Below are 12,412 nucleotides of genomic sequence, written 5' to 3' on the forward strand. Positions count from 1 at the left end.
GATAAAAGAGATAGGATACCTAATCTATCCAATCGAACAGGAAATAATCATGGACGGTAACCAACGAAAGCTACCCGCGACAATCTGCGTTCGATTGAAACTAACTGAGTGGTGGTCAAGAAGTACTGCATACGTTCGAATGCCTCTTCACCCTCTATTGCGGTGAGCCGTTCCCTACGCTCCTCACGCGCGACACGCCAGCGCTCACTAAGTTCAACAACGCTTTGTGTAAGGTCCACCTGCTTTTCAAGGCAAAGACCTGCTTCGCTGATTAAACGCTCGTTCAATCCGACTGGGCTATAGAGGAAATAACCTGGCATGCCGCGTGTCACTATCTCCTCTTTACTAAGCATGCCCGTTACTAAAGTAGGATCAGTATATAAGAACCGTCCGCCTGGCTTCAGTAGTCGGCGCCACTCACTCAGCAAGGCCAAACGATCCGGAATATGAATTACAGAGTCGATGCACCATAGCGCGTCAAAGGTGCCGTCAGGAAATGGCAGAGGCTGACGAACATCACTGTCAACGAAATTGCTTCGATCTTCCAGTCCGAAATCTACCGCCAGTTGCCGGGCGGTAAGGAGGCCAGTAGGATGAATATCAACCCCCGTCACTCTACAACCGCAGGTCCTTGCCAGAAACAGGGCCGTCCCGCCGGACCCACTGCACACATCCAGCACATGAGAACGGTCAGATAATTGAAGCCATTGAGAAAACTGTCTAAATTCATCAGCAGAAGACCAGTTATTCTGGCCCAAATCTTCGCCATAGGTTTCTTTGCGTACCTCGGATACCGCTTCCGCAGAGAAACTACCGAAAGCCCGCTCGTAAAAACCAGTGCCAGAGCTTGAGGAGGAAGTTTGTATAGTCATGGATAATGCTCCTAGCGAATAGAATTTAATCGGAAGACGAGGTGTTCAATTGCGGTGTCCAGTATCGCATTATCGAGATCCGGATCAAAACAGAACCGAACCGACGCATTGGCCTGAGCTGAGCTCAAGCCAATGCCTGTGAGCACGTGCGAAGGCTGTAGTTCCGCAGAGTTGCAGGCTGAACCTGACGATATAGCCACCTGATACAATCCAGATATTAACGCCTCCGAAGTGATACCCTCGAACTGAACGTTCACAAGGTATGGGGAACTGCAAGAGAGATCGGTATTCAACACGGCGTTCGGTACTCTTTGATGAAGGCGAGTAATGAAATAGTCTCTCAATGCAGTGACTTTTGCTTGGCGTTGCATAAGGGCCGACTGGACCATCTGACACGCAAGGCCAAACCCGACAATCAACGGCGTTGGCAAGGTGCCGCTGCGCAAATGATTCTGACCGCCGCCATAGATGAATGGCCTTAAACGTGCCGCGATACGCGCATCGACGAACAGTGCCCCAATTCCTTTCGGTCCCCGCATTTTGTGGGCAGAAAACGAAAGCATATCAATTCCCGTTTTCTTGACGTTCATGGGAATTTTGCCGATAGACTGGACAGCATCCACATGTAGCCAAACACCAGACCGTCGTGTGATCTCGGCGATTTCATCCACCGGCTGAACGGTGCCTAGCTCGGAATTCACATGAGCAATACTGACGATACGGGTGTCGGCGGTCAGTTTAGCCATGACATCTTCCGGTTGTACCCGACCACTGGCGTCAACCGGCAAGTACTCGACAGCAAGCCCCCGACGAGCCAGCTCTTTACCAACGAGCAACACAGATTTATGGTCGATGGGGCAAAGTAGCGCCCCCGCAGGAGCGCATTCGTTGTGAGCAAAACTCGAAAAAAGAGCGATGTTGTTGGCTTCTGTAGCGCCCGATGTGAAGACAATCTCTTCTGGGCGGGCGCCAATGAGAGACGCAACTTGTTGGGTGGCGTTCTCAATCGCATGCCGGGCACGACGCCCCATTACATGGGCAGAAGAAGGATTGCCGAATTCATGCTCCATATAGAATCGCATGATATCGACGACCTCAGGAAAACATGGCGTCGTGGCACAATGATCCAGATAGATTGTGCCAGTCGATTTTTCATTGACATTCATAGCGACTCCCTATCAGGAAGTGAAGACGGCAACGTTAACGAGCTTCGAGTAGATCTCTTGTGTCTGCATCTCTCCGCTTCCACCTGGATCTGCAACAATCACCTTCATACCCGAAAGCCCATACAGAGAGAGCGCGGTACTTACCCCTGTTTTGACCGGTTGGAAGCATTCGCCGGGGGCAAAGATCACCAAAAGGCGATGTTTTGCTTTGTAGACCTCAGAGATCATCTCAGTGATTTCTCCCGCACACCCGGTAACGCCGCAGGTAATGAGAGGCCGATAGTCGCCGTTTTCGTCCACAAGGGAAATTTCGGTTCCGGCATCAGGACCATTATCGAGAACGCGACGATTTAACAGCCCGGCTTTGACCAACTTATCGGCGCTTTTCTGGAACCGGTATTTCAGCCAAGTCTCCGGATAGGCAATAGGATGTTTTCGGCTTGCGAGCATATTACGCTCAGAAAATTGCCCGCTACGCTCTAAGACCGATTGGTATGAAGCTGGAAGCGTAGAGAATTGTTCGTAGAAGACACGTCTTAGTTCGGATGCAGGCCCGCTGTCACGCGAAACATATTGCCAATCGTTGATAAGCAGCAGGAATTTAATCGCTTCGCATTGGTGTTCAAGCTGCTCTGCGATTCGAACGCCAAGTTCCCAGGTGTATCCAGGAAAGATCCCTACGCGTCGCTCAATTTTTTCTCGCATGGGCGAGCTATTTTCTTCAATAACCCCCGGTACAAGGCATCCTCGGTCTTCGTCAAGGAAAAGCATGAAATGCCCTGCCATAATGACGAGATCCGGATGTGGAACATTAGTGACTTCGGTGAGAATAAGGTCGAGTAGCTCAGCCTCGGATTGAACCAGACGGTGGCTGTTTGAGATATTAATTTGCTGCATATGCGCCTATATTTATATTATTGATTTTATTAGAAATTTAAAGGCTGTATTATAGTTATGGAAACCGTATAACCCATTTCAACTTTCCTGGTGGATCGCTGAATTTCACTCACTATGAACATCCTCCTCCCTCATAACAGTTATCAATTATCTACTGACAATTGATAATAGATAATATATTTACATATAATCCATCATACAACAATTAATAATATTAATTATAAATCTATATCCTGTACTATTTAATATACACTAATAGCCAAGATTGATGTTGTATATATCCTTGCGGCAGAGAGACCAAAGGCATCGACTAAAACGGTCATTGAATATCCAAATATCAACGCTGACGATATCATGATTTCCACCTATTCTATTTCAGTCACACGTCTACACCTCCACGAAAAATCAATAATAACGGGACATTACATTCCCATAATTACATTTTATAAATATATTGTTGCGCTCATATTTAAGCCATATCATGTGGTTGCCTTACGCTAAATATTGACATTATTTAGCCAATTTAACGTGACGTTTTTTTATGACAGACGTCCAGATTATCGAACGAACATTATCGGTGAATAACTCAAAATAAATTAAAAAATTTGATGATAAATAAAGTAAATCATCAATAAATTTAATTTAAATTTATTAAAAGTACCGAAGTTATAATCCCGATGCTGGATTCGACTAATAATCACGTAACATGAAAGCCTGTTTGGTAACGAAAGGGCTAAACATTTTGTATGTGCAGACCATTCGGCTTAACAAATGCTCAACCGGGGCGGGGGGAAATCAGAAGAAATAACGCAACCTTGGTTGAAATATCTGCAAAGGCAACCTCCTTTGAAGCCATTTTTCTATCTGCTTCAAATTTATTATTCCTCAATTAACTGGCTATGAGCGAAAATTCTCTTTCGCTATCTGATAACCTTGTTCTTCCTGCATCTCATTTTTCTTTTTTACGCGCCATAAAATACTTAACATAATAAACCATAAAGGCGTGCCACAGAGTGCGGCCAGTGTATCCGGGTCAAAAACCATTACCACTATGGTAAAGATGAAAAAAATCAAGGTTACCCAAGTCATTAACACCCCCAAAGGCATCTTAAATATTGAACGTTTATGCACATCAGGGTAATTCTTACGATAAACCAAATAGGCAATCAAAATCACACACCAGCTATAAATCACCATAATCGAAGCAACGGTGGATACAATAGTAAATAGCTGCATGACATTCGGTACGATAAATAAAAGTGATGTACCAACCACCATACAGAAACAAGAAAATATCAGACTATGTACAGGAATTGCGGTATTGCGGGAAAGAATTTTAAATTTCCGGTGTGCATTCTTTTCCGTTGATAAGCCATAAAGCATACGTGTACAAGCATATAATCCACTATTAGCAGAAGACATTGCCGATGTTAATGCAACAAAATTAACCACTGCGGCAGCGGCAGGTAAACCCGCCAAGGCAAATAGCGTCACAAAAGGGCTGGTTTCAGATGAGATCCGCCCCCAGGAAGTGACAGCAATAATGCTCAACATGGAAAAGATATAGAAAATCATAATTCTCACCGGGATATAATTAATTGCTTTCGGCAATATCTTTTCCGGATCTTTTGTTTCTGCCGTCATCGTGCCAACGAGTTCAACACCAGTAAAAGAAAAAATCGCTATTTGAAAACCGGCAAAAAAACCAAAAATACCATTTGGCAGAAATACAGATGGATCAGTTAAATTATTCACAGAAGCGATCATACCATCCGGTGATTGCCAACCTACCATCACCATACCAACGCCAATAATAATCAACGCTAAAATCGCAATAACTTTAATCATGGCGAACCAGAATTCAGCTTCGCCAAATAAGCGGACAGAAAGCAGATTACAAGTACCAAGTAAACCTAGCGTTAAAAATGCCGGCACCCAAAGAGAGACGCCGGGAAACCAATATTGAATATATCCGCCGCACACCACAACATCAGCAATACAAGAGACAATCCAACTCATCCAATAAGTCCAGCCGAGAAAAAAGCTGGCTTTTGTGCCTAAATAATCCGATACAAAATCAGCAAAAGAGCGATAATTCAGTTTAGTCAGGAGCAATTCGCCCATTGCCCGCATCACCATATAGACAAAAAAACCAACAATCGCATAGGTAATAATGATAGATGTACCAGAGACAGCAATAGTTTTTCCTGATCCCATAAATAAACCGGTGCCAATAGCGCCGCCAATGGAAATCAATTGAATATGACGCGCACTTAGCCCTCGATGAAGCGTTTGTGTATCAGCAAATTTCTCTGCCGAAAGGTTTTGTTGAGTTTTATTATTTTTTATCATGATAATACCCTTCCGTCATTAAATAAGCAGTTGACTGCTAAATCTTTCCTAAGAAGAAGTTACCACGGCTTCAGGAAAAAAATGGAACAATGTTTTATTTATTTAATTATTTTTTCATTTAAAGCAAGTAACAATCCTGCTCGTAATCCATTAGCCACCTCAGCATTAGGAAATAAAATAAATTTCGCCGGAAATTTAATTTTCCAATGACAATTATGTTGGCTGGCAATTTCAAATCCTTCTGGCAATTCAGTAAAGTTCAAGGTATCTGCGGGTATATGAAGTTGAAAACTGTCGTGACTCTTAATAATGGAATTAATTACCTGGTAATGTTTCAGTTCAGATTTAATACGTGCTGTTATTGGCGATAAAGACATTAAACCATAAAGAGCATCCGTAATTTTTTGAAATCTGGTTAAATCATTTTTTCCAAAAGGCATAGCTTTACCCATCTCCATCGTACAGCTATCCGCCCCAAATTTTTCACTCAGAAAATGGCTGAAAGTCCCGGCTTTCTCTCGATGGTAAACAAGCGCATCAATATCGCTGTCATGCAACCATTGCATAAATTCCGTAGAAAAAGGGCGATTCTGAGCAGGCAATAACGCAAATTGCTCATGGTGAGAAGCGCGTATAGCGGTATGCAGATCAATATGCCAGCGAATATTTGTCAACGATACCGAAGGTTCAGCAAAAAAACGACTCACAACATCTTCAAGTTCAGCCGCCCGTGATCGCTCATTTCCCAACGGAAAATTCAGATAACGGCCACCAAACATGCGATTCAAATCATGATGTAAATAACGTCGATTCGCCCGCATCGCGGGTAAATTACCGAAGATGATCAACAAGTTATTTTTTAGTGTTAATGTGCCATCCGCCAACTGTGCGAGTAATTGAATCAATATTTCAATGGGCGCAGTTTCATTACCGTGAATACCGGCAGAAATCACCAAAGACCGATTTTCTCCTTCATGGGGAATCAGTTGCAATACACCTTCCGCCAACCAATGCGCATTCATTGTTTCTGGAAATGTCAGGTGGTCGGCAAGTTTTTTTTCAAGCAATAACGTTAACAGATCCATATCTGCTCCAATTTAGCGCTGAAATTCATAGATTGATCCTAAATTCAGAATCTGCGTGAGTTCGTCCAGAGCGGTATAAACTTCACGAAGTAATTGAGGATCAGCCAGATCACTGGCACATAATTCGTCACGATAATGGCACTCTATCCACTGAGTCAGGCGTTCGTAAAGTTGCGTATTCAGCAATGTTGCAGGATTGACAGCACGAAATTCAGCATCATTTAGTACCACCCTCAAGCGCAAACAGGCCGGGCCGCCGCCATTGCGCATACTTTCCCGCAGATCAAAAACTCGGACTTCATTAATCGGTGAAGAGGTTTGTGCAATCAGCGCCTGTAAATAGGTCCAAACAGCAGCGTTTTGACGGCACTCCTGAGGAACCACAATCATCATTTTTCCATCGGTTTTACTCAGTAACTGACTATTAAAGAGATAAGAATCAACCGTATCTTTAATGCTGATCTGCTCAGCAGGCACCTCAATCGTGACAAAATCCTGTCCCAACATCGCCATTTTCTGTTTAATTTCAGTCAGAGCTTGTGACTGATTAAGATAAGCATACTGATGGTGAAAAAGGACATTTCGGTTGCTGACCGCAATCACATCGTTATGAAAAACACCACTGTCAATGGCAATCGGGTTTTGCTGGACAAAAACAGTTTGTGCCGGATTAAGCTGATGCAACCGCGCAATCGCTTCACTGGCCTCCAATGTTTGCCGCGCAGGATAACGTTTAGGCGCCGGGCCGCCGCGAAACGCGCTACGGCCGTAGACAAACACCTGTACGCCGGGCTTATCATAATCACCGCTAAGGCGATTATGGTTTGCCGCCCCTTCATCACCAAAATCTTCATGTTGTGGAAGAACCTGATGATGGACAAAATAGTTTTGATCAGCAAAAGTGGCTTGTAACGCGGCAGCCGTAGTTTCTACTTCCAGCGAACGGTGCAATTTGTTATTTAAATTTGCTACCGTGAAATGAACTCGCTGATCAGCGCTATCCGCCGAAGGCGACACGGTTGCCGCATTTGCTGTCCACATGGATGAAGCCGAACTCAGTTTTGATAATAACACTGGAGAATATTTGGCTGCTTTATGCAGTATCTGCTCATCACTGCCGACAAAACCTAAATTACGTAAGGCAGGGATATTAGGGCGTTGTTGCGGAGGAAGCACTCCCTGAATAAACCCCGCATCAGCCAGCGCTTTCATTTTCATCACACCTTGCAGCGCAGCTTTACGCGGGTTAGATACGCTGTCCTTATTATTAATGGAAGCCTTATTACCCACTGAAAGCCCCGCGTAATGATGGGTCAAACCGACCAACCCATCAAAATTCGCTTCAAAACCAGCCATAAATCCCTCTGAAAAAATTGTATAAATTGAAACCTATCCCGCTAAACGGTTAATCAGGGAAGCAGATTCCCGGCGCAAGCGTTTCAGGTAAAGTGAGTTCGTCGGCAACCAAGGATGCCATAGGCCAGGCACAGTAATCGGCAGCATAATAAGCACTAGGCCGGTGGTTTCCTGACGCGCCAACACCGCCAAAAGGCGCTTTACTGGAAGCCCCGGTTAACGGCTTATTCCAGTTCACAATGCCCGCTCTGGCATCTTCCAACAGGCGTTGGAACAGGGCCGCATCCGGTGAAATTAAACCGGTAGCCAATCCGAAGCGGGTGTTATTGGCGATCGCCAGCGCTTCATCAAATGTGTCATAACGCATCAGCATGAGCAGAGGCCCGAAATACTCTTCATCAGGAACATCAGCGACTTGGCTAACATCAATAATCCCCGGCGTCAGTAATGTTGATTGCGGATCGCGTTGCTCCAGCGAAACTAAAGAGATGCCGCCAAGTTTTTGTAGCCGATCTTGAGCTTCTAATAGATTCTGCACAGCCTGTAGAGAAATGACTCCGCCAATGAACGGTTGAGGTTGGGCATCCCAATGGGATGGTACGATCCGCTTTGTCACCGCCGCCAGACGCTTAATCACCGCATCGCCATGTGAGCCATTTTTTACCAACAATCTGCGGGCACAGGTGCAACGTTGACCGGAGGAGATAAATGCTGACTGCACAATGGTGTAAACAGCGGCATCAATATCGTCGCAAGCATCAACGATCAATGCATTGTTTCCCCCCATTTCAAGCGCCAGCATCTTCTCTGGTTGACCGCCAAGCACACGGTGAAAGTGAAAGCCAGTATTGGCGCTCCCCGTAAACAGCACGCCATCAATCTGCTTATCCTCCAGCAATGCTGTCCCGGTACTACGCGCACCCTGAACCAGATTGAGCACACCTGCGGGCAAACCCGCTTTTTCCCACAGTTTCACCGTTTCTTCCGCGGTCATCGGAGTCAATTCACTCGGTTTAAACACCAGCGTATTACCCGCAATGAGCGCAGGAATAATATGACCATTAGGTAAATGCCCAGGAAAGTTGTACGGACCAAAAACCGCCATCACACCATGAGGACGGTGACGCAGTAAGGCACGGCCATCAGGCATAACCGTTTCTGACTCACCGGTACGCTGTTCCCACGCTTCGATAGAAATAGCCGCTTTACCTATCATGGATTGTATTTCAGTCCGAGTTTCCCATAACGGTTTACTGGTTTCCTGACTAATAACACGAGCGAGCGCTTCTTTCTCCTCATTCAATAAAGCCGCAAACGTCTGAACGACCTTAATCCGTTCACTGGTGGGCAAATGCGACCAGGCATAAAACGCCTCGCGGGCAGCATGACAAGCGGCTCTGACTTGCGAAGCATCGGCACTGTTAGCCTGCCACAGAATCTGTTGATCTATCGGGGAAAATTTAGTTATTGACTCACCCTGCCCCTCAATCCATTTTCCCCCAATGTAATGTGCTTTATAATTCATGTTTAATTTTCCTTTGGAAAGAGACTAACGAGTCGCACCTGCTCCCCATCACTGACTTGAAGTGCCTCCATCTCAGCGGTTGTTAAAAGAAGTTCATTACTGTCACCCTTCACATTCAATAACAGCGCCCGAAATTCACTAAACTGCTGATTGGCAACGATGCAAGCAACACCATCATCTCTGGTCACAGATTCGGCTTTACTGACAGAAACGAGACGGCTCTCTTTTACTGCGCGTATCCGGTCAATCTCAGCCTGTAATAAAGCGCCGCCATCAAAAATATCGATATGGCCTTGATAGGTAAGACCTTCTTTTTCAAGAATTGCTCGCGCCGGTACTGTTTTCTCATGAACCTGCCCAATCACCTTCTGTGCCTCAGCCGATAATAAGGATATATAAATAGGGTGAAGAGGCATGAGCTCCGCAATAAAGGTTTTCGATCCAATACCGGTTAAATAATCTGCCTGGGAAAAAGGAATGCCAAAAAAATGTTGTCCCAATGAATTCCAAAAAGGGGAATTTCCTTGCTCATCTGCAACCCCCCGCATTTCAGCGAATATAATTTTAGAAAAAATATCCCTAAATGCGGCGATAAAAAGAAAACGGGCTTTGGAGAGAAATGTCCCATTTTTTCCTTTCTGATATTCTGGATCGAGGAACAAGGTACACAATTCACTGTTACCGGTCTGATCTTGTTCCAAAGTTAACGCTTCAATCGATTTATAAATTCCCAATTCACGTGATGAACGAACGGTTTTTTGCACCCGAAAGTTATAAAACGGCTCCTCCAGCCCAACCGCCACTTCGATGGCGCTGACACCCGCCACACGATTCACGCTAGTATCTTCCAGCACAAACAAGAATCCCTGCTGAGCTCTGGTCAGTTTTCCATCAAAAGTATCAACGCTACGCGCAATACGTGAACGTAATTGCGCCAGGTTATTGGGAAAAGATGTCAAACCTATACCAGCGCGTTCAGATAAAGCCTGAACCCCATTTAAGTCACTATGCTGGACAGCTCGGAAAAGCATCATAACGTCACCTTCAATTTACTATTAACTTACAAACCGCATAATGGCGCTTTCAAGACGAACCAGACCTTCATCGATATCAGAAAAGTCGATATTTAATGCCGGCGCAAAGCGCAACACATCTGGACCCGCGATCAAGGCAATTAATCCTTCCTCTGCTGCCAAGTTAGTTAATTGTTTCGCCTTACCCTGCCAAGCCTTATCTAATTCAGCGCCTAAAAGCAGCCCTTTACCCCGCAAGCAACTGAATATTTGGTAACGCTGATTCAGTTTCGATAATTTATCCATAAAGTAATCATGACGTTGTAAAACGCCAGTGAGCAGTTCCGCCTGATTAACAATGGAAACCACCCTATCGGCAACTGCCGCCGCCAGAGGATTACCGCCAAACGTAGTGCCGTGCGTTCCAGGTTGAAAAACCGCGGCAATATGTTGTTTTGTTAACATAGCGCCGATAGGAAAACCGCCGCCGAGACCTTTAGCGCTGGTAAGAATATCAGGCTCAACACCATATTCCTGATAAGCATAAAGGTATCCTGTACGGCCTACCCCAGTTTGAATTTCATCAAAAATAAGCAATGCCTGAAAACGATCGCATAAAGTGCGTAATTCCTGTAAGAACGCAGGATCTGCGGGAATAACACCGCCCTCGCCGATAATAGGTTCGACAATAACCGCACAGGTATTTTCAGAAATATGTTCTCTGATCGCAGATAAATTGTTATAAGGAAGATGCGTAATTTCTTGCGGAAGAGGAGCATAATCTTGTGAATATTTTGGTTGCCCTCCTACTGTAACGGTAAATAATGTTCTACCATGAAAAGAATCTTTAAATGAAATAATCTCGCTCTTATTTTTTCCATATTTATCAGCGGCATATTTTCTGGCTAGCTTTAATGCTGCTTCGTTAGCTTCCGCCCCTGAATTACAGAAAAACGCTTTATCAGCAAAAGTATTTTCCACCAGTTTTTTTGCTAATTTTAGGACAGATTCATTAGTGTAACCATTACCTATATGCCATAGTTTCTCAATCTGAGAAATTAACTCATCCTTTAATTCAGGATGTGCATGGCCCAATGAATTAACAGCAATTCCACCGGCAAAATCGATATATTCCTTGCCTTCCTGATCCCATACTTTCGAGCCTTTGGCCCGAACAGGTATGAACTTAGCCGGAGAGAAACAAGGCACCATATAGTGATCAAACCAACTTCTCTGGACATTTTCTAACATAGATCATTTCCCCTTAAAATAGAGATTACATGGACGAGAGAAAGTAATATGCCCCGCATCATTTCTTGTCTCACACTTATAAAACTTATTAATGTATTCCGAGAGAAAGGCTTACCAAACTGAAACCTAAAAAGCCTTAAAAATAATAGAATTACAGGATCTATTTAATATTATTCTTATTAATCCCATGACTATTACCTAAAAATAGTTGCACAGCCACTAGACAGATACTGTTGTCCACACTTAACAAAGTCAACACAAGTTATACACAAAAAAAACACTTTTTGATCTCGTTCAAAGTTCCAAAAAGTATTTTTATGCACAATTTATGCACTTTACATGAATAAAAAGCGAATAAAAAGTGAATAAATTAAATCTACTACCTATAGATGAAACGAATAAATAAATAATTATTCATTAATAACGTTAGAAATTTATCCACTTAAATGTAAAATAAAATTTGACGGAATTTAATTTTCAAGAACCAAAGAAAATCGATAACCAAAACAACAAAATAAGTGAAAAATCTAACGACAACTTAATATAAAATTAACTACCCAGTTAAGGAAATTGGCTATATCTACATACCCTTAAATTTCAGACAACAATATCCCTGTCTATTGCGATTAGAGAAATAGGTAAAGTCTTTTCAAATGAAAACTATTCAATAGCGATTATCACTTTCCTCAATCTTACTTTTACATAGGAAAAAACAGATAACCAAATTCATACCGAATAATCACACCATCGCTAAATAATTAATTATCTCTTAATATATTAGCATTAAAAAACATCTCCATCACAACCGATTACCAACTCCCTATTCAAAATCTTAAACTCACTACTTTATGGCTGAAATAATAGAAATCATCTTTACCATCAATTTATCATTCAA

At 43.5% G+C, this 12,412-nt stretch carries 9 protein-coding genes; all 9 read right to left on the reverse strand.

The genetic code is table 11. The features are described 5' to 3' along the window. Positions 1-47: 47 nt before the first annotated feature. The 9 genes from TI10_RS18140 to astC all read right to left on the reverse strand — a co-directional run bounded on the left by TI10_RS18140 (position 48) and on the right by astC (position 11,517). Positions 48-872 (reverse strand): class I SAM-dependent methyltransferase, encoded by an 825-nt coding sequence (locus TI10_RS18140; RefSeq protein WP_049584778.1) that lies wholly within the window; start codon positions 870-872, stop codon positions 48-50. Between the two features lie 11 nt (positions 873-883). Beyond that, positions 884-2,038 carry a cysteine desulfurase family protein gene (locus TI10_RS18145; RefSeq protein WP_049584779.1) on the reverse strand — a complete coding sequence of 385 codons (1,155 nt, stop codon included), beginning with the start codon at positions 2,036-2,038 and terminating at the stop codon, positions 884-886. Positions 2,039-2,050: 12 nt separating this feature from the next. Continuing rightward, entirely contained in the window at positions 2,051-2,935 is an 885-nt protein-coding gene (locus tag TI10_RS18150) for an LPD16 domain-containing protein (protein ID WP_049584780.1), read from the reverse strand. Between the two features lie 897 nt (positions 2,936-3,832). Then, positions 3,833-5,287, reverse strand: coding sequence for an amino acid permease (locus tag TI10_RS18155; protein WP_049584781.1), 1,455 nt, complete (start codon positions 5,285-5,287; stop codon positions 3,833-3,835). Positions 5,288-5,385: 98 nt separating this feature from the next. After that, positions 5,386-6,372, reverse strand: a complete 987-nt coding sequence (gene astE, locus TI10_RS18160; RefSeq protein WP_049584782.1) for a succinylglutamate desuccinylase — start codon at positions 6,370-6,372, stop codon at positions 5,386-5,388. A 12-nt stretch (positions 6,373-6,384) separates the two neighbouring features. Then, positions 6,385-7,728 (reverse strand): N-succinylarginine dihydrolase, encoded by a 1,344-nt coding sequence (gene astB, locus TI10_RS18165; protein WP_049584783.1) that lies wholly within the window; start codon positions 7,726-7,728, stop codon positions 6,385-6,387. A gap of 49 nt (positions 7,729-7,777) precedes the next feature. After that, the gene (gene astD / locus TI10_RS18170; RefSeq protein WP_049584784.1) at positions 7,778-9,253 is read right to left on the reverse strand and encodes a succinylglutamate-semialdehyde dehydrogenase; all 1,476 of its coding nucleotides are present in this window, start codon (positions 9,251-9,253) and stop codon (positions 7,778-7,780) included. Positions 9,254-9,255: 2 nt separating this feature from the next. Next, positions 9,256-10,287 (reverse strand): arginine N-succinyltransferase, encoded by a 1,032-nt coding sequence (gene astA, locus TI10_RS18175; protein WP_049584785.1) that lies wholly within the window; start codon positions 10,285-10,287, stop codon positions 9,256-9,258. 21 nt (positions 10,288-10,308) lie between these two features. Further along, positions 10,309-11,517: an aspartate aminotransferase family protein gene (gene astC, locus TI10_RS18180; RefSeq protein WP_049584786.1), complete on the reverse strand. Its 1,209-nt coding sequence runs from the start codon at positions 11,515-11,517 to the stop codon at positions 10,309-10,311. Positions 11,518-12,412: the final 895 nt, after the last annotated feature.

This window comes from Photorhabdus luminescens subsp. luminescens (assembly GCF_001083805.1).
GTDB lineage: Bacteria > Pseudomonadota > Gammaproteobacteria > Enterobacterales > Enterobacteriaceae > Photorhabdus > Photorhabdus luminescens.

Coding starts and splice junctions, on each gene's coding strand:
- astE (WP_049584782.1), bottom strand. CDS start 6,372: ATGGATCTGTTAACGTTATTGCTTGAAAAAAAACTTGCCGACCACCTG.
- astC (WP_049584786.1), bottom strand. CDS start 11,517: ATGTTAGAAAATGTCCAGAGAAGTTGGTTTGATCACTATATGGTGCCT.
- astB (WP_049584783.1), bottom strand. CDS start 7,728: ATGGCTGGTTTTGAAGCGAATTTTGATGGGTTGGTCGGTTTGACCCAT.
- TI10_RS18150 (WP_049584780.1), bottom strand. CDS start 2,935: ATGCAGCAAATTAATATCTCAAACAGCCACCGTCTGGTTCAATCCGAG.
- astA (WP_049584785.1), bottom strand. CDS start 10,287: ATGATGCTTTTCCGAGCTGTCCAGCATAGTGACTTAAATGGGGTTCAG.
- TI10_RS18145 (WP_049584779.1), bottom strand. CDS start 2,038: ATGAATGTCAATGAAAAATCGACTGGCACAATCTATCTGGATCATTGT.
- astD (WP_049584784.1), bottom strand. CDS start 9,253: ATGAATTATAAAGCACATTACATTGGGGGAAAATGGATTGAGGGGCAG.
- TI10_RS18140 (WP_049584778.1), bottom strand. CDS start 872: ATGACTATACAAACTTCCTCCTCAAGCTCTGGCACTGGTTTTTACGAG.
- TI10_RS18155 (WP_049584781.1), bottom strand. CDS start 5,287: ATGATAAAAAATAATAAAACTCAACAAAACCTTTCGGCAGAGAAATTT.